Origin of the sequence: Acinetobacter sp. YH12255, from assembly GCF_013417355.1 — a bacterium.
GTDB classification, from domain to species: Bacteria; Pseudomonadota; Gammaproteobacteria; order Pseudomonadales; family Moraxellaceae; genus Acinetobacter; species Acinetobacter pseudolwoffii.
On sequence record NZ_VPEC01000005.1, the window covers coordinates 62,538 to 88,741 of the forward strand.

The 26,204-nt window shown below is 44.5% G+C and carries 26 protein-coding genes; 13 read left to right on the forward strand and 13 right to left on the reverse strand.

What is annotated here, in order from left to right:
- Positions 1-15: 15 nt before the first annotated feature.
- Positions 16-342, reverse strand: a complete 327-nt coding sequence (locus tag FTV30_RS03515; protein WP_005095001.1) for a hypothetical protein — start codon at positions 340-342, stop codon at positions 16-18.
- 547 nt (positions 343-889) lie between these two features.
- On the opposite strand from FTV30_RS03515, the gene FTV30_RS03520 reads away from it, so the two are divergent.
- The gene (locus FTV30_RS03520) at positions 890-1,099 is read left to right on the forward strand and encodes a cold-shock protein (protein ID WP_005094999.1); all 210 of its coding nucleotides are present in this window, start codon (positions 890-892) and stop codon (positions 1,097-1,099) included.
- Between the two features lie 597 nt (positions 1,100-1,696).
- Here the strand turns inward: FTV30_RS03520 and pyrE are convergent.
- Positions 1,697-2,347, reverse strand: a complete 651-nt coding sequence (pyrE, locus tag FTV30_RS03525) for an orotate phosphoribosyltransferase (protein ID WP_180001022.1) — start codon at positions 2,345-2,347, stop codon at positions 1,697-1,699.
- A 40-nt stretch (positions 2,348-2,387) separates the two neighbouring features.
- Between pyrE and FTV30_RS03530 the strand changes: the two genes are divergently transcribed.
- Both FTV30_RS03530 and FTV30_RS03535 read left to right on the forward strand, forming a co-directional pair.
- On the forward strand, positions 2,388-3,206 hold the full coding sequence (locus tag FTV30_RS03530; RefSeq protein ID WP_180001023.1) for an exodeoxyribonuclease III: 819 nt from the start codon (positions 2,388-2,390) through the stop codon (positions 3,204-3,206).
- Positions 3,207-3,668: 462 nt separating this feature from the next.
- Positions 3,669-4,019 carry a Spx/MgsR family RNA polymerase-binding regulatory protein gene (locus FTV30_RS03535; protein WP_034609159.1) on the forward strand — a complete coding sequence of 117 codons (351 nt, stop codon included), beginning with the start codon at positions 3,669-3,671 and terminating at the stop codon, positions 4,017-4,019.
- 70 nt (positions 4,020-4,089) lie between these two features.
- On the opposite strand, the gene FTV30_RS03540 is transcribed toward FTV30_RS03535, so the two are convergent.
- A complete protein-coding gene (locus FTV30_RS03540; RefSeq protein WP_005173279.1) occupies positions 4,090-4,527 on the reverse strand; it encodes a DUF2147 domain-containing protein in 438 nt (145 codons plus the stop codon).
- A 156-nt stretch (positions 4,528-4,683) separates the two neighbouring features.
- On the opposite strand from FTV30_RS03540, the gene FTV30_RS03545 reads away from it, so the two are divergent.
- Positions 4,684-5,595 carry an alpha/beta hydrolase gene (locus FTV30_RS03545; RefSeq protein ID WP_180001024.1) on the forward strand — a complete coding sequence of 304 codons (912 nt, stop codon included), beginning with the start codon at positions 4,684-4,686 and terminating at the stop codon, positions 5,593-5,595.
- A gap of 62 nt (positions 5,596-5,657) precedes the next feature.
- On the opposite strand, the gene FTV30_RS03550 is transcribed toward FTV30_RS03545, so the two are convergent.
- Positions 5,658-6,227, reverse strand: a complete 570-nt coding sequence (locus FTV30_RS03550; RefSeq protein ID WP_005094985.1) for an FMN-dependent NADH-azoreductase — start codon at positions 6,225-6,227, stop codon at positions 5,658-5,660.
- 262 nt (positions 6,228-6,489) lie between these two features.
- Here FTV30_RS03550 and FTV30_RS03555 point away from each other — a divergent pair, with 262 nt between their 5' ends.
- A complete protein-coding gene (locus FTV30_RS03555) occupies positions 6,490-7,686 on the forward strand; it encodes a GGDEF domain-containing protein (protein ID WP_180001025.1) in 1,197 nt (398 codons plus the stop codon).
- Between the two features lie 31 nt (positions 7,687-7,717).
- Here the strand turns inward: FTV30_RS03555 and dsbD are convergent, their stop codons facing one another.
- The 4 genes from dsbD to FTV30_RS03575 form a co-directional block, all read right to left on the reverse strand.
- Positions 7,718-9,559, reverse strand: coding sequence for a protein-disulfide reductase DsbD (gene dsbD / locus FTV30_RS03560; RefSeq protein ID WP_100329564.1), 1,842 nt, complete (start codon positions 9,557-9,559; stop codon positions 7,718-7,720).
- 19 nt (positions 9,560-9,578) lie between these two features.
- Positions 9,579-10,334, reverse strand: a complete 756-nt coding sequence (locus FTV30_RS03565) for a transporter (protein WP_180001026.1) — start codon at positions 10,332-10,334, stop codon at positions 9,579-9,581.
- A gap of 21 nt (positions 10,335-10,355) precedes the next feature.
- Positions 10,356-10,898, reverse strand: a complete 543-nt coding sequence (locus FTV30_RS03570; protein WP_005094976.1) for a hypothetical protein — start codon at positions 10,896-10,898, stop codon at positions 10,356-10,358.
- Positions 10,899-11,026: 128 nt separating this feature from the next.
- Complete coding sequence (locus FTV30_RS03575) at positions 11,027-11,395, reverse strand: HPF/RaiA family ribosome-associated protein (protein ID WP_005094974.1); 369 nt, start codon at positions 11,393-11,395, stop codon at positions 11,027-11,029.
- 1,001 nt (positions 11,396-12,396) lie between these two features.
- Between FTV30_RS03575 and FTV30_RS03580 the strand changes: the two genes are divergently transcribed.
- From FTV30_RS03580 to FTV30_RS03590, 3 genes are all read left to right on the forward strand, one after another.
- A complete protein-coding gene (locus tag FTV30_RS03580) occupies positions 12,397-13,140 on the forward strand; it encodes an outer membrane protein OmpK (RefSeq protein ID WP_180001027.1) in 744 nt (247 codons plus the stop codon).
- 81 nt (positions 13,141-13,221) lie between these two features.
- Positions 13,222-13,749, forward strand: a complete 528-nt coding sequence (locus FTV30_RS03585; RefSeq protein ID WP_180001028.1) for a GNAT family N-acetyltransferase — start codon at positions 13,222-13,224, stop codon at positions 13,747-13,749.
- Between the two features lie 116 nt (positions 13,750-13,865).
- Entirely contained in the window at positions 13,866-14,594 is a 729-nt protein-coding gene (locus FTV30_RS03590; RefSeq protein ID WP_100356993.1) for a hypothetical protein, read from the forward strand.
- Positions 14,595-14,702: 108 nt separating this feature from the next.
- On the opposite strand, the gene parE is transcribed toward FTV30_RS03590, so the two are convergent.
- Positions 14,703-16,583, reverse strand: coding sequence for a DNA topoisomerase IV subunit B (parE, locus tag FTV30_RS03595; protein WP_100534542.1), 1,881 nt, complete (start codon positions 16,581-16,583; stop codon positions 14,703-14,705).
- Position 16,584: 1 nt separating this feature from the next.
- Positions 16,585-17,178, reverse strand: coding sequence for a YqiA/YcfP family alpha/beta fold hydrolase (locus FTV30_RS03600; RefSeq protein WP_180001029.1), 594 nt, complete (start codon positions 17,176-17,178; stop codon positions 16,585-16,587).
- 246 nt (positions 17,179-17,424) lie between these two features.
- Between FTV30_RS03600 and FTV30_RS03605 the strand changes: the two genes are divergently transcribed.
- Entirely contained in the window at positions 17,425-18,756 is a 1,332-nt protein-coding gene (locus tag FTV30_RS03605) for a hypothetical protein (protein ID WP_005173301.1), read from the forward strand.
- Positions 18,757-18,807: 51 nt separating this feature from the next.
- Here the strand turns inward: FTV30_RS03605 and FTV30_RS03610 are convergent, their stop codons facing one another.
- Both FTV30_RS03610 and gshA read right to left on the reverse strand, forming a co-directional pair.
- The gene (locus FTV30_RS03610) at positions 18,808-19,335 is read right to left on the reverse strand and encodes a disulfide bond formation protein B (protein WP_180001030.1); all 528 of its coding nucleotides are present in this window, start codon (positions 19,333-19,335) and stop codon (positions 18,808-18,810) included.
- Positions 19,336-19,353: 18 nt separating this feature from the next.
- Entirely contained in the window at positions 19,354-20,931 is a 1,578-nt protein-coding gene (gene gshA / locus FTV30_RS03615; protein WP_180001031.1) for a glutamate--cysteine ligase, read from the reverse strand.
- Positions 20,932-21,142: 211 nt separating this feature from the next.
- On the opposite strand from gshA, the gene FTV30_RS03620 reads away from it, so the two are divergent.
- Genes FTV30_RS03620 through FTV30_RS03630 form a run of 3 tightly spaced genes read left to right on the forward strand, consistent with a single transcriptional unit; the run spans position 21,143 to position 23,599 of the window.
- Positions 21,143-21,682, forward strand: a complete 540-nt coding sequence (locus FTV30_RS03620) for a DUF924 family protein (RefSeq protein WP_180001032.1) — start codon at positions 21,143-21,145, stop codon at positions 21,680-21,682.
- Positions 21,683-21,734: 52 nt separating this feature from the next.
- Positions 21,735-22,286 (forward strand): hypothetical protein, encoded by a 552-nt coding sequence (locus tag FTV30_RS03625; RefSeq protein WP_180001033.1) that lies wholly within the window; start codon positions 21,735-21,737, stop codon positions 22,284-22,286.
- An 11-nt stretch (positions 22,287-22,297) separates the two neighbouring features.
- A complete protein-coding gene (locus FTV30_RS03630) occupies positions 22,298-23,599 on the forward strand; it encodes a DUF445 domain-containing protein (RefSeq protein WP_180001034.1) in 1,302 nt (433 codons plus the stop codon).
- 81 nt (positions 23,600-23,680) lie between these two features.
- On the opposite strand, the gene FTV30_RS03635 is transcribed toward FTV30_RS03630, so the two are convergent.
- Positions 23,681-23,968 (reverse strand): DUF2798 domain-containing protein, encoded by a 288-nt coding sequence (locus FTV30_RS03635; protein ID WP_180001035.1) that lies wholly within the window; start codon positions 23,966-23,968, stop codon positions 23,681-23,683.
- Positions 23,969-24,209: 241 nt separating this feature from the next.
- Here FTV30_RS03635 and argS point away from each other — a divergent pair, with 241 nt between their 5' ends.
- Positions 24,210-26,000, forward strand: a complete 1,791-nt coding sequence (argS, locus tag FTV30_RS03640) for an arginine--tRNA ligase (protein ID WP_180001036.1) — start codon at positions 24,210-24,212, stop codon at positions 25,998-26,000.
- Positions 26,001-26,204: the final 204 nt, after the last annotated feature.

Sequence of the window (26,204 nt, forward strand, 5' to 3'; positions counted from 1 at the left end):
GCCTGCTCTCTGTTTCTATTCCTCACTCTGTTTATCATTACTTTTGGCAATCAAGGTGCCTAACATAATCATAAAGGTGATTACCCCACCAATCACCAGACTCATCAGCCCAATTTCAAGCATAAAGTCAAGATTCCCGACTTCCCGGTGACCCCAAAGGAAATGCAGACTCTTTCCAAAGATAAAGTTGATGGCATAGATAATCAAAAAACTCATTATGGTCGAAATCAGTAAAGTGACGATCAGGTTTTTCCAGATTTTACAGCCGACCAGCAGGATAATAATCGTTAGGCCTACAACTGCAATAATGGAGATTAATAAAACACAATTCCAGTAATCCATGAGACTCACTCTTATTCTGGTTTTAAATTAAAATTAAGAAATTCTTATAGTTAATTTTTCCATGTGTTTTTAATATAGGGGCCTTTGAATAGCTGAACAATGACCAGAACTATCTTAAACAAGCCAGCTACAAATTTACCCAATGTTATAAAATACATTCACTTAGAAAAATCTTTCCGCGTACTGGTTCAGTTTTATTAACATAAAGTAACGTAAGTAAAATGTATGTTTGTTGTTTTGCTTGAGTAAATCTTTATACAGTCAGTCATACTAAAAAAATTGACCAGCACATATTTAAAAAAGAAAGATCCACCCATATTTATAAGAAAAATAAATAATAAATATAAAAAACTTGAATATTTGCTGATTTAGGTTATACTGTACTCAACTAGAAAAAAGTGTTGTTTAGTTAAACTTCTTTAAGTACCGCAGTGTTATTTTATAATCCTCAGTTTTTTCAGATCTTTATTTCAATTCTTGTTGTTTTTCAAAGTTATCCATAGTCATTTCAATGGCTAAAATTATTAAAAATTTGATAGGTTATATTATGTCTACTACAGTTACCGGTACAGTGAAATGGTTTAACGAAACTAAAGGTTTTGGTTTTATTCAACAAGAATCAGGTCCTGACGTTTTTGCTCATTTTAAAGAAATTAGCAGTTCTGGCTTCAAAACATTGTTTGAAGGCCAACGCGTTTCTTTCAGCGTAGTTGAAGGTCAAAAAGGCCCGAACGCGATCAATATCGTTGCGCTATAATTTAGCCCAGCAATAAAAAAAGCACCTTAAGGTGCTTTTTTTGGCTCTAAAGATTAACAATCTTCAAAAGCGATCGGTTGGTGATGCTTTTTAAACCTATTCCAGTCATTTAAACCAGTAAATCATCTTATTTATTCTCCCCGCGTCTAAGCCTGCTACATCTGGGCCTGCATGAATCGCTAAAAATGAAAAACCCCCAGCATCCTGCCGGGGGATTTTCGTGTTGGTTCGCTGGGTATGATTCCTGTCTTACCTTACTTTCCTTGTATTTATCTCTTGTTATTCTTTTATGGAACATCCTGTTCCTGATGAATTCATCATAGGCAATGCAGCACAGCGCGTATAGACGCAAACGGCTTGAACTCACGTAAGCAAATGCGTACAGAATCACTGAATATTATTGTCAATTTCCAGTATTTTAAACTGTATTCATCTACATCAAGATTGAAAGTCTTTAATATTAAAAATCTTTGAATTACAGAACTTTGACTTAGTTTTTTAAGTATTCACCCTGTATTTGAATGCTTAATTTCTACATCAATTGAACTTTAAAACAAAAAAGGAAGCTGTAGCTTCCTTTACGATAAGGATCACCGCTTAGATCCCGTATTTAACTCGATAATCTTCCATTTTAGCTAAAGCTTCTTGATCGCCCTTGGTTTCCAGATAGTCCATCAAATCTTTCATGGTAATCAAGGCATGTACAGGAATCTCGAGCTCTTGCTGCACTTCCTGAATGGCAGATAAATCGCCCTGACCTTTTTCCTGACGGTCAAGTGCAACCAAAACACCTGCGATTTGTGCACCGGCATTTTTCAAGATTGTCACGACTTCACGAATCGCTGTTCCTGCCGTGATCACGTCATCAATGATCCAGACTTTTTTACCTGCTACAGAAGCACCCACCAGTACGCCACCCTCGCCATGATCTTTGGCTTCTTTGCGGTTAAAACCCCAAGGCACACTCACCCCATGATTTTGTGATAGCGCCACAGCGGTCGCTGCCACAAAAGGAATACCTTTATATGCAGGACCAAAAACCACTTCCACATGGTCACATACCGTTAATTTTGCTGCATAGCCAGAAGCCAGCAATGTCAAGGCTTCACCATCATTCAGCAGACCCGCATTAAAAAAATAGGGACTCACACGTCCCGATTTTAAAGTAAACTCACCAAATTTAAGCACACCGCGTGATAATGCGAGTTCGATAAAAGCTTGCGGGTTAAACTGAGCTGGCGTTGGCATGAGGTGCTCCTAAATCCATTAATTAAGGTAAGACTTGCGCATGATACCAAAGAGTAGCTATCCAGGTGATCAAAAAATTCTTCGTGTCGTTTCAATTAATGTCAACGGTTTACGCTCATCGGTGAGCAAAGGCCTATTGGAATGGATGGAACAGTCGGATGCCGATGTGATCTGTATGCAGGAAAGCCGGATCACCCATGTGCAGTGGACCGATAAATTTAAACCGGAAGGCTGGTATACTCATCTATTCCCTGCCGAACGTCCAGGTTATGCCGGTACCGCGATTTATAGCCGCCTGCCCTTCGTCTCTTTAACCGATGGTCTGGGCTTTGAACTGGCAGATTCGCAAGGCCGTTTTATTGCAGCCGAATTTGATTTAGGTTTGGAGCAAACGGCCCATATCTGTTCATTGTATCTACCTTCCGGCTCATCAGGCGATGAAGCACAAGCGCGTAAAGATCACTTTCTGGAAGAATATGCCAAAATCCTGAAACAATGGCGCGATGAAAATAAATCGGTGATTGTCTGCGGTGATTACAACATCGTGCATAAACGGATTGATATTAAAAACTGGTCCGGCAACCAGAAATCTTCCGGCTGTTTACCACATGAGCGCGCCTGGCTAGATCATATCTATGATGAACTCGGTTATGTCGATACGTTCCGCGAAGTACGCAAAGAAGCTGAACTGTATTCCTGGTGGTCAAACCGCGGACAAGCCCGAGCCAAGAACGTCGGTTGGCGGATTGATTATCAGGCCTGCTCACCAGACTGGAAAGAGCGTACCGTCAATGCCTGGGTGTATAAGGAACAATGGTTTAGCGATCATGCCCCAGTGATCATCGACTACAAACTATAAAAGATACCTATCAATTGAGTGCACACCTGTTCACTCAATTAAGGCTTATTGCTTACATGACATGACGTATTTTTTGGGTTTATCTCGATGTCATAACAGAGCATTATAGCCTCACGGCACAGGGACATGTCAGGATGACAATATAAGGACAGGACGCCGTAGGAAGAAAATAAAACAAACTAGAACATTTAGCTTGTTTTTCATGGATGTGACAATGGACGTTGAATTGAGACCCGCATGATCAGGATGATTAAATGCGGGTTTTCTATTTCCACTGCCTAAAATTATTATTTTTTTTATTGTTGTTTTTCTTGCTGGTCATTTTAAAGCGCATTGATGTCATTTTGATGACGATTCTGCCTCCCTATTTTAAATTGTTTTCTAATCATTCTATTTTGCATGGTCGACTGCTGCGAATTTGGTTAAGCTAGGCCATGATTTAAGATGTGTTAGATGGCGAATATGTTAAAAATTTACGGGATTAAAAACTGCAATTCGATGAAAAAAGCTTTTGACCTACTGACTGAGCTGGGGTTGAGCTATGAATTTCATGACTATAAGAAACAGGGCATCGATGCTGATACCATTAAAGTCTGGCTGAATGCGCTGGGTCAGGATGTGGTATTAAATAAAAAAGGAACCACATGGCGCAAACTGACTGAAGAACAGCAGCAAACGGCGCTGTCCAGTGAAGATGCTTTAATTGCCGCATTAAGCACTCATACCAGTTTAATTAAACGTCCGATCTTGGCCACGCCCACAGGTTTTATTGCCGGTTTTGATGACGCGGCTTATCGCACCCTAAGTAATTAATTATTATCCTAAATAATTCATACAAAAAAGCCTGACAGCAGTCAGGCTTTTATCTTTCTATCGAACTGGATTAGTTTGCACGAACCCAAGTCTGGTTACGGCCTAATGCTGCCACACCAATAAAGCCACGAAGCTCAAGTTTCTTGCCACCATCTGCCAGTTGGCCTTTCAGTTTGTAAGTTTTACCAGATTGCGGATCCAGAATTGAACCACTGTCATAGCTGGTACCACCTGAATTCTTAAGACCTTTCACAATGGTCAAGCCTTTGAGTGACTTGTTCTTGTACGGACCTTCACACTTGGTACAGGCATTTTCTTCACCTGGTGTTAACACAGATTGAATACTTGCTGACAACGTACCGTTCTTTTGTTCAGTAAATTTAACCATGGCCTTAGGCTGCTTGGTTTTATCATCAATGGTTTTCCAAACCGTGCCATTTAAAGGATCTGCGGCATTTGCCAGTACAGATAAGCCTAGTAGTCCTAACATAAGCGCTATTTTTTTCATTTTTCTTCATTTCCTTAGTCTGAAAATAGACCTCTGTAGTATTAAAAAGTCACAACAATTTTTCAATTTTTAGCTGTGACTATTTAGTGTAACCTTGTAAATATGGTTGGTAAATAATCTACATGATCAATAAAAGCACAAAAAGATGGAAGGAAAATGAAGATAAGCCCGTTAACAAAACAATTAATTACAGAAAGCATCTTAAAGACAGTCATTCGTGCCCCGAGCAGATTCAATCTTCCACCGAGTTCAATGCGCATTGCACTGGAGCAGATGTGCAAACTCTTTCCACAAGACAAAACCGTACAGATTCGTTCGCTACGTTTGGCGGGTCTGCGCGCAGAGGAAATTAAGCCGCAGCAAGAGTCGACTCAGCTGATTTTTCATATTCATGGCGGGGCATTTTATTTAGGCTCTTTAAATACCCATCGTGCCTTTATGACTCAAATTGCGGCTCGAACCCAGATGCAGGTACTGCATGTAGATTATCCGCTGTCACCGGAATCTGCCTATCCAGAGGCCTTGGAAGCCTTGTTTGATGTGTATAACTTATTGCTCGATCAAGGCGTTCAGGCCAAAGATATCATCCTGTCCGGTGATTCTTGTGGGGCCAATCTGGCGCTGGCCTTGGCGCTCAAATTACAAAAAGAAAACCTCCCACAAGTGAGTGGTTTGATTCTGTTGTCTCCTTTGCTGGATTTGACCCTGACCAGTGAATCGTTGCGCTATAACCAGAAACATGATGCCCTGCTGTCTCCGGAAACAGTTGAAACTGGCATTGAATATTATGTCCCGCGTGCCATCGATCGGGGTGATCCGGAAGTTTCGCCCTTTTTCGCCGATTTAAGCGGCTTGCCCCCAACTCATATTCAGGTCGGTTCCAAGGAAATTCTACTGGATGATGCCAGTCGTTTTAAGGAAAAAGCCGAACAGGCGGGTGTCGATGTGGAATTTAAACTGTATACCGGCATGTGGCATAACTTTCAGATGTTCAGTGCCTGGTTTGAGGAAGCCCAACAGGCGCTGAGCGATCTGGCAGCCTTCGCGCACCGTCTGGATCGAGATTAATCACTGTTTACCCATATAAAAAAGGCCAGCATAGGCTGACCTTTTGAGTTGTTTTTGGATATTTAGATGGCTTGAACCTGCTGCAATGCCGTCTCTAAGGCTTGTGCCTTGATCGTTTCGCCCATGTTCACGCCTTCCGCACGAATCACTTCAATATCGGTTACGCCGGTAAAGTTAAACACGGTTTTCAAAAAAGCTTCCTGAAAATCGGCAGGACTTTGCTCCCCATAAACTCCGCCACGGCTGCTGGCAATATATACTTTTTTATTGCCAGCCAGACCGACAGGGCCCTGTTCGGTATATTTAAACGTACGTCCCGCCACACAGATCCGGTCAATCCAGGCTTTTAAGGTCGATGGCAAACCGAAGTTATACATGGCCGCGCCAATCACCACGATATCTGCCTGTAAATACTGCTGCAGGATGTCTTCGCCTAATGCAGTCTGTTCTGCATTCTGACCCATTAAAATTTCAGCCGTGAGATGTGGAATCGGCTGTGCAGCAAGATCGAGATATTCAAGCTCGATGGCCTGAGCATGTTTTTGTTGTAACTGACTCACCAACGCCTGAGTCAGCTGACGCGAAATAGAGGCATCGCCTAAAATACTGGAATCAATCTGTAAAACTTTCATGGCTTCGCTCTCATCTATGGGGCTATCTAACTAATGCAGCCATTTTAAGGCTTAGGTTGCATGAAATAATTAGCACAGATAAAACACATCATTCTGAATTTAGAACAAAACCAGCTTTAATATTAGAAATTCCTATTTTGCAGACGCCTTAAATATTGTGGTTTATCAAGCGTTAAAACTTATGTTATCTTATGTAAATAAAGCTATAAATAGTCAATAAATCTTAAAAAGTTGCCATAATAATTTAAGTCAGACCGACAACATGAAGCGAATATCGCCTGTATTACAAAAAATAATCAAACACAGAATCACGAAATATCTGGTCGAAGATGAAGTCGTGATGAACTGGAGTATTCTCAAAAAGTGCATCCTGATGCTGGCTTTGGGCTGCGGCGTACATCTGACCTGGCTCGGTTGGGATATCTTTGTTTTATTCAATCCAGAGTATTGGCAATATGTTCAGTTAGAACGGGTTCATACCCAAGTTATCCTGAACAGCAGCTTTTTAGCGATTTTATTGGCACTGATTTATCCCTGTTATAAATTTCAGAGCAATCCTCTGGTGGAACGTTATCTGCCCTACATGGCAGTGGGTACTTTTGTGATTTCGCTGTGCCGTGATGCCTATGTCGTGGGGGTGATCAGCCCTGTGGCCACGACCTCCTATGTCTGTTTAATTATGGTGGGACTGGTGCTGTTCCATCGCACACTGGTCTATAGCATGCTGATTCCAGCATCCATTTTCCTAGGCGGATGTGCCTATTTAAGTTTCAGCCATCAATTGCCTTATTCACCGCTATTTAATCTCGATGGCGAGCTTTTCTATAATGGTTTCTGGCTGTTATCGATGCTGTATTTCATTTTGCCAATTCTGGCCGTCTGCATGGTGTTATTCGAGATTCTGCTCAGTCAGTGGCGGCATCGCGAGCAGCTGATCAAACAGCTGAGCCAGATCGATCCGCTCACCAACCTGTTTAACCGGCGCAGTATCAATCAATGTCTGGATCAGCTCAATGCTACGGCTGTACCCCATTACGCCCTGGTTCTCTTAGATCTGGATCACTTTAAGAAAATTAATGATCTGTATGGTCATCATAAGGGCGATGAAACCTTGGTTGAAGTCAGTGCTGTATTAAGCCAACAGTTACGCGAAAGTGATGTAGTGGGCCGCTTTGGCGGTGAAGAGTTCATTTTGGTGCTGAAAAATACCAGTCTGGAAAAAGCCAAACAAGTAGCAGAACGCTGCCGCAGCGCGATTCAGCAATTACAGATGATGAGTGATGAAGGTGAGCCGATTCCGGTGACTGCCAGTTTCGGAATTGCTATTTCCAAAGCCGAGTTACGCCCACAACAGCTACTCAGTCAGGCCGATCAGGCGCTTTATCAGGCCAAAGCCGGTGGACGTAATCGGGTCAAAGCCTATGCTGAACCGGTGACTGCACAGATGCAGGTTTCTTAAACGGGTTCAGCTTTTTCGATGATTATGAAGATTATGGAGTTGAGCTTTGAGCCAGACGTTGCAGCTGGGCCAGCAATTCTGCTTCGCTAAAAGCACCGGTCAAACGTAAACCGCGAATTTCCTGTTGCTGCTCATTCAGAAATAAATAGGTTGGTGGTCCCAGAATTTCCCATTGATTTAACAGCATTTGATGCGAGGCATTGTATTGGCTTAAATCCAGCTTGATCAGGAAATAAGGTGCCAGAGCCTGCTGTACCTGTGCAGATTTTAAAATACGATGTTCAATCGGCTGACAAGCGACACACCAGTCGGCATAGACATCAATCACGATCTTTTGCCCTTGCGGTGCTATATTCAAAATCTGCTGAAATTCTGCTGCGCTGCGTGCCACATGCCACTGGGCTTCTGTACTGGACTGCTCAACAAAAAACCGCTGACTATGCTGATATTGACTATAGCTGATATAAGGCAGCGCTATCACCAGACACAGGATATACAACCACCTCAGACTGGTACGATGCCAGAAAATCCGGAACAGTACATAGGTCACAAAGACCATGCCCAAGCCTAAGGATAACCACTGTAAAGTCGCTTCTGAAATCAGTGGGCGAATAAAATACAGTGCCAGCGCCAGCATGATAAAGGCAAAGAGCACTTTGATCTGATTCATCCAGTGCCCGGCTTTAGGTAGTACCCGTGCACCCAAAATACTGGCCAACAGTAAAGGTGTGCCCATGCCAAAACCGAGGGTAAATAGCAGCAAGGCACCTTGCCACTGGCTTTGGGTCTGGGAAATAAACAAGAGTGCACCCGCCAACGGTGCGGTCATGCATGGCCCGACCAGCAGCGCCGAGATCATGCCCATGACTCCAGCACTGACCAAACTACCACCCTGCTGCATGGCCTGAGCCCGATCCAGACGCTGAACCAGACGTTGTGGCAGTTTGATTTCAAACAGTCCAAACAGATTCAGGGCAAACAGGACAAACAACACACTAAACGCAATCAGGGTACCGGGTTGCTGCAACCAACGCTGGAAATTCAGGCCGGCCGAAGACGCAATTAAACCCAGCACCGCATAGACCGCGGCCATACTGCTGACAAAAGTCAGGGCGATCATCCAGGCTTTGACACCTTTGCTGTCCCGTACAATCAGCGAGGTCAGGATCGGCAGCATCGGCAAGGAACATGGGGTAAAAGCCAGCAAGATTCCTAAGCCAAAGAACAGTAACAGTCCATAACCCAAAGAGCGTTCAAGCAATTGAGCTGACCATTTTTGGTCTTGTGCCGCACCGACTGCGGGTTGCCCGCTAGAGGTTGCAGAAAATGCATCCGCTGTAGATTCTGAGGAAGCCGCTGTATTAAACAGGGTATTGTGTTGTAGTGATGACCCGTTTAGATCAAGTAAGCGCTTGCTTCCTGGGCCGGCAGCTTCAAATTGCACCAGACCTGACAGATCTGTCTTGAACTGAATACTTTGCGGCGGATAACAGATTCGGTCTTTGGCACAGCCCTGCCAGCTCACCTGATAGGACTGGTTGGCCTGCGTCGGAATCTGAAACTTTAACTGCTGATAATACACCTGGGTATGCCCATAGTTGTCATCATACAGATCTTTAGCAGGCGGTAATTCAAGCAATACAGGCTGATTGCCCTGCCGCACTTCTATTTTATGCTGATACAGATAATAGTTGTCCGGAATCTGCCAGCTCAGTTCAGCCTGCTGTTGACTGGTTGAGATCACACTCACAGGAAAAGCCTGATCGGCAGACAACAATGCAGTTTCCGCCTGAGCAGGACTGCTGAACAAGGTGCTTCCCAAAATAACCGGGGCAAGCATTTTCCCCCAGGTCGGGAACTGCGAGTATTTCATCATCTGTGAGTTGAATAACTTAGAACAGCACAGAGAAACCTAGGCCTGAGAAGTAACTTCGATCTGCACCATCCAGATCCACACCGACATTCGCATCTAATTGGACACGATCATTTAAGGCATACATGACCCCAGTGCCAAGCGCGTATTCATTGTCGATGCTTTCAGCTTTACGGTAAATCAGTTCCGAATAGCCTGACCAGCGATCGGTGATCTGGTAGCCGATCGATGGAATCGCAGCTATGGCCCAATTGCTGTCCTGCCATTCATAACGCATAGTCAATGCGGTACTGACCAAGTCATTATATTGGTACGATACGACAGAACCCAGGCTGTAAATATCTTCTTCATTACTGAAACCGGCATTGCCTGTCGCAATAACTGCTTCGGCCAGCAAGGCCAGACTCAGTTTGTCATCATCCAGATCAATGGCTTTTTTCAGACCAATACTGACATCGCCCAGACCATCATTTTCATTCGTCTGACCATTGGATTTGACTTGTGACCAGACAGGGCCTTCCCAGCCCAGACGCAACTCCAGACCATCACTAAGTCCGGTACGTAACAACATATCTGCACTGAGTGTGGTCGCGGTCTGATCGCCTGACTTGCTATAACGCGCTGTAGGCAAGCCTTGCTCCCAAGCGACATTTCCGACTGGAGTAATTCCAGTACTGAGACCTTCACCTGGTCGATCAAATTCAAAATCTGCTGCGAAAAGTGATGCACTGCAACCAGTCAGTGCAATTAAACCCAAAGTTTTTAATATTGTCATCTTGGTGCTCTTTATTAAAATTTAACCCAGTTCTTTGCTCATTTTTGCGCCATGACTACGCAGGAGTTCTAGCGTCTGTTTTTCTTCATCCAAGGCTTCTGACCAGTTAATTTCATCAAAATCACAATCGAAGAACAGGTCACTAATCGAAGATAAAATGGTCATGCCATCTTCATCTTTGCTATTTGGATCAACTTTTTCATCGAGTAAACGCTGCACGGCAGGTGCACATGCGGCACTTGCAGCATCCCATAATGGGCCATAAATTTCTTCTGCATCCCAGAGATGCAAATTCACTTTGGCCTGGATCAATTCTTCCAGAATTTGTAAATGTACAGCCAATCTTGCCTGTTTTTCTTCAGCTGAAAGTGGGGTGCCGGCTTCATATAACTCGCATACCTCTTCCCACCATTTAAATAAACCATCTGACCAGACCGAAATTACCGGGCCTTTGTCATGATCAATAAAATTTGGATTGAGTCCATCTGCCAAAAGCTGCTTTACCTGATCCAGATTTAATTCTTCGAGTGCTTGCACAAAAAGCTGTTGTTGCGCAGTTAACATGATGGAGCTCACTTTCATTCGTTTTCGACTATTATGCCGAATAACGTGCGGCTTTGTTGCGCTTCTCACTATTATATTTTTATTTCATACAAAAAAAGCCCCGCAGGGCTTTTTAAAATCGGTCAGCATTACTCGTCAATCTCTGCTGCAGTATCTGTATCTGCCAGTGCTAAGGCACCAGGACGAACATTGTCTTTTTTCTCAATCACATGTTCCAGACTGCGTTTTAGCCGGTCAATCGCACCACGAATGGCAGTATCCACATTGTGAGCGCGATGATTGACGACCACGGGTTTTAACCCTGCAGGACGCGCTTCTATCATGCAGCGAATATCATCATCACCGCCTTTGGCGCCATTTTCATCACTGAGATGGACTGAAAAATGAGTAATACGCTCACTATGGCGCTGGAATTCTTGATTTAATTCTTCACGTACATAATCAATTAAACGCTCGCTATTCTGAATGTGTTTATCTGTACGAAGTTCAATATTCATAAATTACCATCCTCAATCTTTGTAACTTTTTGAGTGCAAAAATTTTTATCTTGGCACGTTTGTAGCTTGCTGTTTCGCATCGCATTTCACTTCTTCAAATGATTGGAATTACACCCTCCACTTTGAATGATGAACACATTTTTGAGTCTGCAGAATCGTGTCCTTATATCTTGAATATCGGCTGTATCTGGGAAATATGCAAGTGATATTTTGGTTTTTTAGCAAAAGAATAATCCATTGTGACAACTGCTTACTCAGCTCAAAAATGCAGGATTTTTCAACTGGTAATTTCAAAACCTTTCACACGATTTAATTCGAAATAATTTTTTAGCCAGACCGATAAATCGCTTAAATAACACTCGACCAGAAAACCTAAAAAAGAGGAATTAAAAGTATTTTTTATCGAAATTAGCTCACTTTTATCTAATAATTTTTCTTATAAGATCTGCATCTAGTAAGCCTTACAGTCCTGAATAGATCATATGCTTTATCCTTATTTAGTTACTTTTGCAGAATCAGGAAAAATACCCCTTCGTCATTCTAAAATAACAACCTGCAAAAATGATTTTCAATTGAAATATAAGACCGTTCAATCTTACTTGAAGGGGCTGAGAACAGGCTTATAAAACGACGGTCATTTGAGATTTTAAAACTAATCTCATTACACAAACTGAACAAAGCTGTTCAGCCTCAGCCTAAAATTAATTGCCAAATAATCTGTACATTCCTTCTATACTTGTTTTTTAAGTTAATCATCCTGAATTGAAGTGATTTTATATTTTTAGTTATACATTCAGTCTTTTAAGGCGCTACATATTCAACTTTATTTAAAAAATAATGCTTTAGAAAAACATCAGCGAAAAACAATGAAAACTGAGGAAGATGATCGTCTGCATTCAACTCATGAGGACTGAAATATATTTAGGTCAGCGATCAATTTTAACTTTATTTTTACGCATTAATCTGTATGCTTACTCTGCTTTCTTGGGGGAGAGATTTAAATGAAATTGACACAACTCGCGGCACTTTGTGCATTGGCTACCACTGCAACATTTACCCAGGCAAAACCAATCTGGCAAGACTTTAGCCTGACCGGCCTTTATGGTGAAAACTATAAAGTACCTTCAACTCAAGATGAAAAAATTGAGCAAAGCACAGTTACTGCTGAATATGCCGCTGGTTTTAAATATGGCGATTTCTTTGCCTTTGCGGATCGTACCAACAATGATCCAAATGGTAACGAAACCTATTTTGAAGTTGCACCACGTTTAAGCCTTGGCGCGGTAACTGGCCAGAAACTTGAACTAGGCCCTATCACAGACATATTGATTGCAACGACTTGGGAAGGCAACAGTGCCAAGGGTAGTGATTTTAACAACTACCTATATGGTGTTGGTTTTAATTTAGCGATCCCTTATACCAACTATGCAACCATCAACTTCTATAAAGCCGACAATGATGGCAGTGAAGATGATTATCAAATGACGATCACTTACGCAGTCCCATTTAAAATTGGCGGTGAAGAGTTCTTGGCTGATGCATTCTTAGACTGGTCAACAGCTGAAAAGAATGGTCACGCAAGTGAGTTAAACTGGACATCTCAGTACAAATGGAATGTAGGCAAACACATTTCTCCAGAAACAAAATTGTATGTGGGTATTGAACATTCAGTTTGGAACAATAAATATGCCATTAAAGGCTTAGATCAAAATGATGTTAGTGCATTGGTTAAATACCATTTCTAATTGATGTATGATCAAAAGCAGAACTCCGGTTCTGCTTTTTTTTAAACTGTGATTTCAGATCAACCTTACCAGAACAAGAATATGCCTGATTTTGACATTCGACCTGCGACCGAACATGATCTTGAAACCATCCTCGAGATTTATAATCAAGAAGTGCTACATGGCACTGCGACCTGGAACAGAACAGCCTTTGATTTGAACTATTTTAAAATCTGGTTTAAGCAGTTGAAGAATCAAAATTTCCCGGTTTTTGTGGTTGAAGATAGACGAGATCAGCGTGTTGTTGGCTATGCCTGCTATGACCAGTTTCGTAGTATTCAAGGCTTTCAACACACGGTAGAACATTCAGTTTTTCTAAATCCGGATTATGCAGGACAAGGTCTGGGTTCTAGCTTATTAAAGCATTTAATTGAAGAGGCTCAAGCACAGCAATTGCATATCATGGTCGCAGCGATTGATTCAGAAAATATCTCGTCGATTCGCCTGCATGAAAAACTGGGCTTTGTGCAAAGTGCTTATATGCAGCAAGTTGGACAAAAGTTTGGTCAATGGCGCGATCTGGTGCTATTACAACTGAATTTGGAGCAGGCTGAAGTAACGGCTCTTTAAATCTCCTGTTATTTAGACCGGCTTCTCTTTTTTTAAACTGGTATCGAAACAGACACTCTATTTACTTCCAAAGCTGGCTATGTTTTATTCAGATCAAAGCCGTCCAGAGTAAAACAATGTATAAATCTCTATGTTGTATTGGTATTTTAACTTTAAGTACACTAACTTTTGCCGATTCAGATTTTGAAAAAGAACTTCGTACAAGCTGCAGCAAAGTGAAGAGCTACGCCAATAATGGCAAAAAATTCTATGATCAAAAACACTATCAACAGGCCATAGCACAATTTAAGCAACAAGCTGCCTGGTCATCTTTTTGTGAAATGAACCGGGATGAAGCTAAAACCTCTTTCTCTGAACAAGCCATTACAACAGCATTTAATAATGTGGGTTTAAGCTATAGCAAACTTGGCAAGCCTCAATGGGCACGTGCCTGGTTCTCCGTTTACCCCGATGCTAAAAGTAGTCAGTTTAATTTAAAACAGCTTCCTCCGCCTAAAAAGGACACTCAACTTGCAGGTACTTATGTACAGCATGCCGGTTTTGGTGCCTGGAGTACGCTGAAAATTGTCAAACAGCAGCAACATTATGCGATCGAATATGAAGGTCTCTATATGGGCTTACGCAGTTTGATTTATGGACCAAATCTAGGTGGATTTAATACCACGATGCCACTGAATAAAACACAGGCACAATATCGCTCTGAAGACTGCAAAATCGATATCTCTTTCGGCTTTGATGCCAAACTCGGAAGTCGTGCAGTGCTTAAGCAGAATAGTGGTGATTCAGGTTGTGGCTTTGGGCATAATGTTTCAGCGGCAGGAGTTTTCTTAAAAGTAGAGAATTAATCGGTTTCAGATATAAAAATGTCAGTGCTCAGATCGAAAAAATAGGGCTTAGATTCAAGCCAGCAAAAAGCCCGCAGTTGCGGGCTCTTGATCTAAAAAAGAGAGCTATTACACGATAATATCTGCCAGATTGCCTTTTTGCTCTAACCATTCCTTACGGTCACTGGCACGTTTTTTCGCAAGTAACTTGTCCAGTAAACCTGCGGTAAAATGACTATCATCCAAATCCAGCTGCACCAAACGGCGTGTATTTGGATCTAAGGTCGTTTCACGTAACTGGCTGGCATTCATCTCGCCCAGACCTTTGAATCGGGTAATTTGCGGATTTTTGCTTTTGCATTTTTTCAAAATACCATTGAGCTCGTCATCATCCAGGGCATAGTGCACGTCTTTGTTGTCATCAATCCGATACAAGGGCGGCATGGCAACGAATAAATGCCCTTCTTCCACCAAGGTCGGGAAATGCTTGACGAACAGGGCACAGAGCAAAGTTGCAATATGCAGACCGTCGGAATCGGCATCGGCCAGAATACAGATTTTGCCATAACGTAGCTCGGACAGGTCATCTGAACCCGGATCGACACCGATCGCAATCGCGATGTTATGTACTTCTTGCGATGCCAAAACTTCATCCGAAGAGACTTCCCAAGTGTTTAGAATTTTACCGCGAATGGGCATGATCGCCTGGAAGTTTTTATCACGCGCCTGTTTGGCAGAACCACCCGCAGAATCGCCTTCCACAATAAACAGTTCCGACTGATCCAGATCATGTCCAACACAGTCGGATAATTTACCCGGCAAGGTTGGACCGGCCACAATTTTTTTACGTTCTACTTTTTTCGCGGCTTTTAAACGGCGACCCGCTTTGGAAATGGCCATTTCAGCCAGTTGCATCGCGATATCAGAATTCTGGTTTAGCCAGAGTGCAAATGCATCTTTGGCAATATTCTGCACCGTACCTGAGGCTTCACGACTCGACAGACGCTCTTTGGTTTGTCCCGAGAACTGCGGCTCCTGGAATTTCAGCGACAGAATATAGTTGACACCATCCCAGACATCTTCCGCAGAGAGTTTCATATTACGCGGTAACAGATTACGCAGCTCACAGAATTCACGCATGGCATCGGTCACGCCTGAACGTAAACCATTGACATGGGTACCGCCCTGCGCGGTCGGAATCAGGTTGACATAGGACTCCTGAATGCTATCGCCGCCTTCTACATTCCAGCAAATCGCAAACTCGGCACTGGCACGCTCAGCGTCACCTGTTGCAACAAAAGCCGGTGCAGGAATGATTTCACGATCCTCAAGCTCATCCATCAAATAGTCGACCAGACCATTTTCAAACTGCCAGCTGATCTTTTCGTCATTGATCTGGTCAACATAATTGATCTGTAAGCCCGCAGCCAAAACCGCTTTGGCTTTGAGATTATGCTTTAAAGCTTTTAAGGCAAATTTGGGTGAATCGAAGTATTTGGTTTCAGGCCAGAAATGTACCGTAGTTCCCGAGGCACGTTTAGGCGCCTTGCCTGCCAGCACTTCAAGTGGAGCCGTCGGCTCACCATTTTCAAAGGCCATTTTATACAGGTTGCCCTGACGCTGAACTTCAACTTCTACACGGGTCGAAAGCGCATTGACGACTGAAATCCCCACGCCATGCAAACCACCGGAAAACTGGTAGTTATCGGTGCTGAACTTACCACCGGCATGCAGTTTGGTCATGATGATTTCAATACCACTTTGACCATATTCGGGATGAATATCGACTGGCATACCACGACCGTTATCTTCGACAGATAATGAACCATCTTTACAGACCGTGACGGTAATCTTGTTGGCATGTCCGGCCAAGGCCTCATCGACAGCATTATCAATCACTTCCTGCGCCAGATGGTTCGGACGAGAGGTATCGGTATACATGCCCGGACGACGACGTACCGGATCCAGACCAGATAAAACTTCAAGAGATTGAGCCGTATATTGAGACACGTTATTCGGTTTCCTTTTTTATGCAGTCCAACAAAAACTGTAAGAGCAGCGGAATTTTCTCCGCAAAATCATCCATCCCGTGACTGCCATTTGCTTCGGTCATCAGCATTGCAGGGGGACGCGCAGCACTATAATAACGATGTGCTTCACGATAATCCAAAACTTCATCGCCTTGTTGCAGCAGAACCAGCATTTTGTCTGCATCTTGTGCAACTGGCAGGGCCAATTGTTGCAGTTGCAGCAGATCTGCATCATCCAGACACCAGTTCGGATGCACCTGCAAAGGCAGTTGCTCGTCAAACAGTTCACGAAACAGTTGCCATGGTCGCATTGCCGGATTAATCAGTACAGCAGGCACAGCATGCTGTGCGACCAGATATGTCGCATAGAATCCGCCAAGACTGCTGCCCACCAGCGCCACATCTTGCATTGACTGAATCTGCTCGGAAAGCTGCTGAATCGCAGCCAGTGGCGACATATTTAAATCAGGCAAATGCACCTGAACCCCGGGGTATTTTGCACAGTAGTGTTGCAGCAATGTCCCCTTGATCGAGTAGGCATTACTTTTAAAGCCATGCAAATAAATAATATTCATGAACTACCAACAAAAAACCCATTCATCATCAAAATTTAATTTAAAAAATGTGAAGTACACTACAATATCAGACCCGTTAATTACTTAAATTGTCTGACAAAAAAGCCAGAAGTATTCTGTAATTCTCGCTATTTTAGAATGAAGGCCTCAATATCTGGAAACTCGACAAGAAAAAGAATTTATACCGCGAAGTTCTTTAAAAAGAAAGATGACAAATCATGCGGCTCATTGAAAGGACAGCATCAGATGCCAAGTTTGACACCGTTACATGAAACCTATTGTCGCTGGGACCGAACCCCACCGAGTCAGGCCGATGTACTGGAAGGTCTGGCGCAGCTGGTGACGACGCGCTTTAACGACGTTATTCAGGAACTGATCAAGAGTATTCAGCGTGAAATTTTAATGAGTATTTTTGGTTTAAGTGAGAATAATTCACAAAAAATTCAGAATATTCCGTCGATTGCCCGGCTCTATCAAATGTCCTATGACATGCTGTTTCATTATGGCAATACCCTGATTGCACCCGGTCTACGCCAGATTATTGAACGTTTTCCCAAACTGCATAATAAGCCGCTGACGCCTTCCTTGCATTTTCTGGTCAGTGCCTTAAATGGCATTATTGGGGATTATCTGCTGAAATATCAAAACCCTTTGGCCTTGCCCATGGTGATCTATGATCATTATGGCTCATTGCAAAATGGTGAGCTGAGCGGACGGATTACCCTGTTTGTACATGGCTTATGCATGAACCATTTAGACTGGTCAAATCGCAAATATGAAGGGATTGGAGAAAAATTACTGGCCCAGCGCGACCGCAATACCATGCTGTATCTGAATTACAATACCGGTCGGCGAATTTCAGCCAATGGCCGCAGTCTGGCCAATACCTTGCAGGATCTGGTCGCTCGCAATCCGAGAATTACCAGTATTGACCTGATCGGGCATAGCATGGGGGGTCTAGTCTCTCGTAGTGCGCTGTTTTATGGCAAGCAGAATATGTATGGCTGGATCAATATGGTGGAGAATCTGGTCTGTCTCGGCTCACCACATCATGGTGCTGTACTGGAACGTTTTGGGTTTAGCTTGCAGGACAAACTTGGACATTTCCCGCTGATCCGGCTGATTGGTCATCTGGTCAATATTCGCAGTAATGGGATTCTGGATTTACGCCATGGCAGCGTCCGTGATGATGACTGGGAGCATAATGCGCTTCGGATCGGCTTTATGGATGACAACCGTAAACCTGCCCCGATCCCGTCGCATATCGACACCTATCTGGTTGCGGGTACGATCGAATTTGAAAACCGCAAAAACAAGACCCTGCACGTGATTGGCGACTATCTGGTCAGTATCAAAAGCGCTTTGGGCGAGCATCCCAATCCGCGTTTCCAGCTCAAAGTTCCGGATGCCCACAAGGCTATTTTCTATGGCTTGAACCATTTCGAGATTCAATATCATCCGCTGGTCGCCGAACAGGTGGCACGCTGGTTCTATCCAAGTGTAGAAGATGAAGCCTTTGATCAAATTCGTGAATATACAATTGATCTGGAAAGTCTGGAAGGTATTGCCCTGACTTAACTTTCAGCGCATTAACAAGCCCTCAATTGAGGGCTTGTTAATGCGAACTTATTAATATTTATCTCTGAGCCGTTTAACCGGTGCAGTTTTATATTTGCGCAGCAGTTGCCATAGACTGACCAGCAATAAAATACTAAAGAAGATCAGAGACCAGACCGGCAAAGATTGCCCCAAGAAAGTCCAGTCAATGGTGGCACACTCGCCAGAACCATTGAGTACCTGTTGCAATACCGACTGCATTGGCAAGGTTTCCAGCCAGTATTCCAGGCCAGGACCACAGCTCGGCACCTGATCCGGTGGCAGATTCTGTAACCAGACATGCCGGGCAGCAACGCCCACAGACCATAAAATACTCAGCGAACCTAGCAAGGCATAGAGCCGCTTCATGATATTGGATTTAGGGTTATGCAGACATGCGATGAGTGAGATGATCCCCAGTCCAATTAATCCCACACGCTGAAACACACAGAGTGGACAAGGCGCCAGGCCCTGTACATACTCAAGATATAAAGCAAATGCCATTCCAATGACAGCAGCCAAAAATAACATACCACTCACGAAGCGATAACCCCATTGCATGGTGAATCCTCTTACTTTTTATCGATATTGAGCTAAATAATCAGCAAAACTGACGCTGCTATCTTGCTCGAGTTGCTGTTGTTGCTGCAATGACTTTTGTGACATTTCTTCAAAATAAGCCAGTGTTTCCGGGCTAAGCTGGTGTGCTTCATAAACACTGCTATGTTGCTGAGCCAGATGCTGGCCAAAGTGCCACATACTGCCTTGAGTGCGTGTATCGCCCACCACCAGGGCAGATAAAGTTGCATCAACTTCATCGACCCGGATCTGCATCATCTTCATGGCATTGCTATACAGGTCGGTTGCATAGGTCTGATTGAGCAGCTCGGCCAGAGGCTGCATGCGTTGCAGATGTATGGCACACCAGTCTTCAATCGGATAGCATTGACCATCTGCCAGAATTGCAGCATTCGGCGCACGGCCACGATTTACCACTTCGGTCTGATTCTGCTCAATGATCTCCTGCTCCTCACCGAAAAGTGCTGGACTGTCCTGCAATAAACAATACAAGGCCACCACTTCCAGGAAGCCGGCGGTGTCTTCATTGATGCCAATCGGGCTATATGGATTGACATCGACTGCCCGCAGCTCGACATAGGCAATCCCGCGATTTTCCAGGGCTTGAGATGGGGTTTCACCCTCTTGTGGCACCTGCTTCGGACGTACCAGACTATAATATTCATTTTCGATTTGCAGCACATGATCATTGATCTGAGTCGGCTGGCCATCTGCTGCATTCAGTCCAAGACGACTAAAGGGTTTATACGGCGTTTTGACTGCTTTTTGCAGTCCTTCTAGATAGTCTTGCAAGTTATTATAGTGAATGCCGAGCTGTTTCTGGGCTGAGTTCTGGTAGCCAAATCGTCCCATACGCAATGCTGTCGCATAAGGGGTATACAGGGTGCCTTTTACCAAGGGCAATAGATGATGATCACGACCGGTCATAAAGCACTGGCAGACTGCCGGACTGGCACCGACCAGGAACATCACCAGTGGGGTCAGACGAATAAAGTTACGGATCAGCCCCATATAGCGGTGACTGCGATAATCCTGCAGGCTTAAGTCCTTGAGTGCTTCATCCTGCTCCTGCTGCTGTAAGGCTTCGAACAGATGATCCGGGAAAGACAGGTTATAATGCACCCCTGAAATCGTCTGCATACGGCGACCATAACGCACCCCCAAGCCATGACGATACAAGGTTTTAAATAAGCCGATATTCGAGCTGCCATACTGCGCCAACGGAATACTTTCATCGCGGCTATCCAGCATGCAGGGCATCGACATCGGCCAGAGTTTTTCCTCATTTTCCAGATGACGATGCACAATCGCGTGAATATCAGTGAGATAGTCCAAGGCTTTTTTGATCGTGTCCTGCGGCGGCGTAATGAACTCCATTAAGGCTTCAGAATAGTCTGTGGTGATATGTGGATGAGTCAAGGCTGAACCCAAGGCACGCGGATGCCCTGCCTGTGACAGGAAACCATCACTCTGCATACGTAAGCTTTCACGCTCAATACCACGCAGCATGCCTTTGATGAGTGACGACTCTACCCAGGTCGGTAACACATTTGGGGAAGTCGGTTCAGGTTGACTCATTACAATCTCGCTTAAAGGGGCTAAACTATTAAATTAAAATCATCAGTTTAATCAGTATAACGTGATTTCTGGCCGGCACATGATAGGCTGTCTAGTTTTCAGGCAAACTATTGATTTTTAATTTGGCAATTTTTTAACACAAACTTCCCCTATAAGACATGTGAAATTTGTGATTTTATAATTAAATGAGCAGAGGCAAACAATAAAGCATATGAATTATCAAGATTTTTTAGACTTCTGGTTTTCCCCGGCCGCAGAACCGAACTGGTTTGTTAAAAGCGCAGCCTTTGATGCCTTACTGGCTGAAAAGTTTAGCGTCTTGCATCGGCAGGCTGCACAAGGCGAATTATGGACCTGGCGAGAAGCGCCAGCAGGCCGGGTGGCCGAAATCATTATCCTGGATCAGTTATCCCGTAATTTATATCGCAATGATCCACGTGCTTTTGCTCAAGATGGTATGGCTTTGGTCCTGGCGCAGGAAATGATCCAGCTAAAACTCGATCAAGCGCTTGATCCAGTCTACCGCCGTTTTTTATACATGCCCTTTATGCACAGTGAGTCAGCACGTATCCATGAAGTGGCATTGCAACTGTTTGAAGCGCTGGATAATCCAACTGTGTTGGACTATGAGCTAAGACATAAAGTGATTATTGACCGTTTCGGACGTTATCCGCATCGAAACCAGCTTTTAGGCCGGGAATCGACAGCGGAAGAATTAACTTTCCTGACCCAGCCAGACAGTAGTTTTTAAGAGTTTTTAAGCTCCGCTATCTGGACTGGATCATTGCATCAGGAGATCGAACATGAAATATACCCTCTGCGGGCTGGCTCTCATTGCGGTACTGGGTCTGAGTGGCTGTGCAACGACACCCTCAAAGCCTTTAAGCTTTGATCAGTTGGGCCGCTACAGTACCACGCCCCTCAACAGCAACACCTATCGGATTGGGTTTCAGGCCCGGCCCAATATGAGCTTTGGCACGGCTGAGGAAATTACCCTGCTCAAAGCCGCGCAGACCACTGTGCAAAATGGCTTTCAGTTCTTTAGAGTGCTGAATGATCCAAGTAATCGTACCCAGCAACCGCCACGTCAGGCGATCGTCTATCCGGCACCGAGCTATTATCCATATGGTTATTACCGTCGCTATCCGGGGTTCTGGCCAGACCCGTTCTATGACCGTCCTTATACTGTCACCCTGGATCCTGCTCAGGTGGCCTATACCATTGAATGCTTCAAAGCTGGTCAGGCACCTAGTGATGCTTTTGATGCGCGCTTGATTTTACAGTCACTTGGGGCTAAATATGGTCTAAGTCCATCCGGCGCAGTGCTGCAACCGCAACCGGCCAATCCCTCTTGACAGGATGATCTATGCAGACAGAGCCTATCTCACCGAGCTTACAACGCAGTAAACGTTTTGCGACCATCGCGCTAGTGGTCGCGGTACTGATCTGGTTGGCACTCATGCTTGCTGCCAAGCTGCTGCCCGAATATGTCTGGCTGATTCATATCCTGATGCTCTCTGCAGAAGCCGGTGTGGTCGGTGGTCTGGCTGACTGGTATGCGATTACCGTACTGTTCCGTAATCCTTTTGGCCGCTTGCCGATCCCGAAATTTTTACGTGACCATACCGAAATCATTCCCCGCAACAAGGCCCGTATTGCAGAGTCAATGGGCCGTTTTGTGCAGGAAAATTTTCTCTCTCCGCAAATTGTACAGCGCAGTCTGGCCAGTACCGACCTGAGTCTGGCCGCGGGGTGCTGGCTGGCGAATCCGCAGAATAATGCCCAGGTCACCCAGGTGATCCAGCAAACCGTGCCTAAAGTTTTCGAATTTGTCGGGCAGGAACAGATTGCCGGATTTATCCAGAATAATAGCGTGCAATGGGTCAAGAACACCCAGATCAATACCCTGGCCAGCGAGATGCTGCGCGCCGTACTCGAAAATGATTTTCATCAGGATGTACTGCAACGCGGCCTAGACGTGGTACATGCCTGGATGAGCTCACATCCTGAAGAAACCCGGGAACTGACCCGCAACCTGTTCAAGGAAATGGGAGTCTGGAAACTGGCCAAAGGCGCGAGCTGGATTGGAATTGATGTACAGCAACGCAGTATTGATTCTGTCATTCAGAGGGTTGAAGCGATGCTGGCCGACCCGGATCATCCTTGGCGGCTTAAAATTGAGGAAACTGGACATCACTGGATGTTGCAACTGGCCGACAACCACAGTGAAGCCAGCCAGCGTCTGAATGAAACCAAGGATGCCTTGCTCGATAGCCCGCAGGTGCTGAATTTTATCAGTGGTGCCGTGGTGATTTTATGTGATGCCATTAAAGAGGATTTGCAAAAACCGGATTCCGGTATTGCCGAGAATCTCAGAATTGCGATTCAGCAGGTCGGAGAAAATATTATCTCGAATGCTTCGGTACGTGAGCTGCTGAATAAACGTCTTAGCGGGATCGCGGTGGATCTGAGTGATCAGTACAGTGAAAAAGTGATTCGTTTCATTAGCGAGCGCATTCACGAATGGGATTCGAGCGAGATGATTGACAAGATTGAAAATGAAGTTGGCGGCGACCTGCATATGATCCGGGTCAATGGGGTCGTGGTGGGTGCCTGTATCGGTCTGGTGCTCGGGATCATCCGGGCGGCGGTAGAGCATTTAATTTAAAGATGACACTATTCGCCCCATAGAGCCCGACTTTTAAAATGCCCAAGAATTGACTCTAGCCAGATCAAATTTAAAAAATGATCATTTGGGTGGCTGAGATCCGGACATATCGACCAATAGCCCAGTGAATTTGCGCACGAACGGCAATAAGGTCACCACAATCGGAAAAGCAATCGCCCAGGAAATCATCCAGTTATGAAACCAGAGTGCCATAAATCCATCAATCCAGCCTAAATTGCGCAGCATATTGATCATGGAAATGATGCCACTCATCAGACCAGACAAGATAAACGGCACAATAATCAGTGCCCATTTCGCCGGAAGTTTAGGAATATTGCCAATAATGGTCGGATGTTGTTGCGAATCCACGGACTGCTCTTTTTCTATATTTTAAGATCACTAATATAAGCCAAATTTTATACTTCTGAAGGTGCATTTTTATTAAAATTGATGTTATTTTCACCCGATTGATCACATTCTCCCAAAGACCAGATTGTAAAAAATCTGTGGAGTGATCGTATAATTTTTATTCCCTAGAAATGCTTTTACCTAAAGAGCATGAAATTTGCTATATTTGCTGTTTTTCTGCGACATTTATTTTCGACTGATTATGAACACGGCAATCCAAGCAGCTCTAGAACATGCAGTGCAATCCCTTCAAGCTGAAGGTGTCCTCCCATCTGACTGGAAAAACAGCAGTAGTTTGACGCGTACCAAAGACCGAACACACGGTGATTTCGCCTCAAATATCGCGATGATTGCCTCTAAAGCTGCGGGTATGAAGCCGCGTGATTTAGCAGAAAAAATGCTTGCTGTTCTTCCTGAAGTGGCAGATATCAGCAAAGCGGAAATCGCAGGTCCTGGTTTTATTAACTTCTTCCTCAATGCAGACCAGCGCTTTGTGGTACTCGATCAAATTCAAGCACAGCAAGATGCTTATGGTCGCACCCAGGTCAATGCGGACAAACGCATTCAGGTTGAATTTGTCTCTGCCAATCCGACCTCTAGCCTGCACGTGGGTCATGGTCGTGGTGCCGCGTATGGCATGACCGTTGCCAATCTTTTAGAGGCGACTGGTGCCAAAGTAGATCGCGAATACTATGTCAATGATGCTGGCCGTCAAATGGACATTTTGGCCACTTCAACTTACCTGCGTTATTTAGAGTTAAATGGTCAGGAACTGGTCTTCCCGAAAAATGCTTACCAAGGCGACTATGTCAAAGAAATCGCGCAAAGCATTATTGACCAGGATGGCGATGCTTATGTCCGCCCGGTTGCGGATGTGTATAAAGATGTACCGGAAGATGTGCAATTCGCTGCTGAACTGGATGCAGATGGCAACAAAGTGGTGGTGTCTGGCGACAAAGAAAAGCACATTGATGGTTTGATCTTTAATTCTCAGGCCTTGATTGGTACAGGCTATCGTGTCTTCCTACAGGCAGCACTCAAAGCGATTCTGGACGATATTAAAGATGACCTGGGCGAGTTTGGTGTCACTTTCAATCAATGGTTCAGCGAAGAATCATTAACCGAAAAAATTGAAGAAGCCTTACAGACCCTAGATCAGCGCGGTTTCCTGTACGAAAAAGATGGCAATATCTGGTTCAAGTCGACTGAATTTGGTGATGAAAAAGACCGTGTGGTGAAACGCCGTAACGGCCAGACTACCTACTTTGCCTCTGACATTGCCTATCACCTGAATAAATTACAACGTGGCTATACCGATATTATTGATATCTGGGGTTCAGACCACCACGGTTATATCGCACGTGTAAAAGCAGCGATTGATGCGATGGGCTATGACTCGAAGAAATTAACAGTGCTTCTGGTTCAGTTTGTCAGCCTGTGGCGCGGTGGCGAGATGGTACAAATGTCATCTCGTTCAGGTCAGTTCGTGACCTTGCGTGATCTGCGTAAAGAAGTCGGCAACGATGCTGCACGTTTCTACTATGTGATGCGTAAATCTGAACAACACATCGATTTCGATCTAGACTTAGCGGTGTCGCAAAGCAAAGACAACGCTGTATATTACATCCAGTATGCGCATGCCCGAATCTGCCGTATGTTAGAAAAAGCGGCCTCTACAGGCGTGAATTTTGACGCTGCGGCAGCGCGTACTCTGGCGGCCCGACTCGAGCTGGATGCTGAAACTGAAGTTCTGGCTAAACTGGCTGCCTATCCAGAAATTCTGGTGCGTGCTGCAAACAGCCATGAGCCACATCAAATCGGCAACTACCTGAAAGAGCTGGCAGCCTTGTTCCACGGCTGGTACAACGACAATAAAGTACTCGGTGATGATGCTGAACTGACTCAGGCGCGTTTACTGTTATCAGTGAACGTACGTCAGGTATTGCGTAATGGCTTAGAACTTTTAGGTGTGTCTGCGCCTGAGAGCATGTAAGCAAAGCACCGCTTTGCATGCTCGCAAGGCGAAAGCTTCGCTTGAGTAAGCATGTATAGATTGTTTTGCATGCTCGCAAGACAAAAGCTCTACTCGAAGCCACAACGAAAACTGTTGTTTTAGCTGTTCAGAAAATACCTGGCTAGATTCTGCCAGCTATTTGAAAAAATAGTTCAAGTATAAATCTGGTGTGCAGTTTGATCT

Excerpts from the sequence above, each read along its gene's own strand:
- FTV30_RS03545 (WP_180001024.1), top strand. The coding sequence starts at position 4,684 with ATGAAGATAAGCCCGTTAACAAAACAATTAATTACAGAAAGCATCTTA.
- FTV30_RS03515 (WP_005095001.1), bottom strand. The coding sequence starts at position 342 with ATGGATTACTGGAATTGTGTTTTATTAATCTCCATTATTGCAGTTGTA.
- FTV30_RS03540 (WP_005173279.1), bottom strand. The coding sequence starts at position 4,527 with ATGAAAAAAATAGCGCTTATGTTAGGACTACTAGGCTTATCTGTACTG.
- FTV30_RS03570 (WP_005094976.1), bottom strand. The coding sequence starts at position 10,898 with ATGTTAACTGCGCAACAACAGCTTTTTGTGCAAGCACTCGAAGAATTA.
- FTV30_RS03590 (WP_100356993.1), top strand. The coding sequence starts at position 13,866 with ATGTATAAATCTCTATGTTGTATTGGTATTTTAACTTTAAGTACACTA.
- argS (WP_180001036.1), top strand. The coding sequence starts at position 24,210 with ATGAACACGGCAATCCAAGCAGCTCTAGAACATGCAGTGCAATCCCTT.
- gshA (WP_180001031.1), bottom strand. The coding sequence starts at position 20,931 with ATGAGTCAACCTGAACCGACTTCCCCAAATGTGTTACCGACCTGGGTA.
- FTV30_RS03575 (WP_005094974.1), bottom strand. The coding sequence starts at position 11,395 with ATGAATATTGAACTTCGTACAGATAAACACATTCAGAATAGCGAGCGT.
- FTV30_RS03605 (WP_005173301.1), top strand. The coding sequence starts at position 17,425 with ATGCCAAGTTTGACACCGTTACATGAAACCTATTGTCGCTGGGACCGA.
- dsbD (WP_100329564.1), bottom strand. The coding sequence starts at position 9,559 with ATGAAATACTCGCAGTTCCCGACCTGGGGGAAAATGCTTGCCCCGGTT.
- FTV30_RS03565 (WP_180001026.1), bottom strand. The coding sequence starts at position 10,334 with ATGACAATATTAAAAACTTTGGGTTTAATTGCACTGACTGGTTGCAGT.
- FTV30_RS03530 (WP_180001023.1), top strand. The coding sequence starts at position 2,388 with ATGATACCAAAGAGTAGCTATCCAGGTGATCAAAAAATTCTTCGTGTC.
- FTV30_RS03625 (WP_180001033.1), top strand. The coding sequence starts at position 21,735 with ATGAAATATACCCTCTGCGGGCTGGCTCTCATTGCGGTACTGGGTCTG.
- FTV30_RS03620 (WP_180001032.1), top strand. The coding sequence starts at position 21,143 with ATGAATTATCAAGATTTTTTAGACTTCTGGTTTTCCCCGGCCGCAGAA.
- FTV30_RS03550 (WP_005094985.1), bottom strand. The coding sequence starts at position 6,227 with ATGAAAGTTTTACAGATTGATTCCAGTATTTTAGGCGATGCCTCTATT.
- FTV30_RS03555 (WP_180001025.1), top strand. The coding sequence starts at position 6,490 with ATGAAGCGAATATCGCCTGTATTACAAAAAATAATCAAACACAGAATC.
- FTV30_RS03600 (WP_180001029.1), bottom strand. The coding sequence starts at position 17,178 with ATGAATATTATTTATTTGCATGGCTTTAAAAGTAATGCCTACTCGATC.
- pyrE (WP_180001022.1), bottom strand. The coding sequence starts at position 2,347 with ATGCCAACGCCAGCTCAGTTTAACCCGCAAGCTTTTATCGAACTCGCA.
- FTV30_RS03580 (WP_180001027.1), top strand. The coding sequence starts at position 12,397 with ATGAAATTGACACAACTCGCGGCACTTTGTGCATTGGCTACCACTGCA.
- FTV30_RS03520 (WP_005094999.1), top strand. The coding sequence starts at position 890 with ATGTCTACTACAGTTACCGGTACAGTGAAATGGTTTAACGAAACTAAA.
- FTV30_RS03610 (WP_180001030.1), bottom strand. The coding sequence starts at position 19,335 with ATGCAATGGGGTTATCGCTTCGTGAGTGGTATGTTATTTTTGGCTGCT.
- FTV30_RS03585 (WP_180001028.1), top strand. The coding sequence starts at position 13,222 with ATGCCTGATTTTGACATTCGACCTGCGACCGAACATGATCTTGAAACC.
- FTV30_RS03630 (WP_180001034.1), top strand. The coding sequence starts at position 22,298 with ATGCAGACAGAGCCTATCTCACCGAGCTTACAACGCAGTAAACGTTTT.
- FTV30_RS03535 (WP_034609159.1), top strand. The coding sequence starts at position 3,669 with ATGTTAAAAATTTACGGGATTAAAAACTGCAATTCGATGAAAAAAGCT.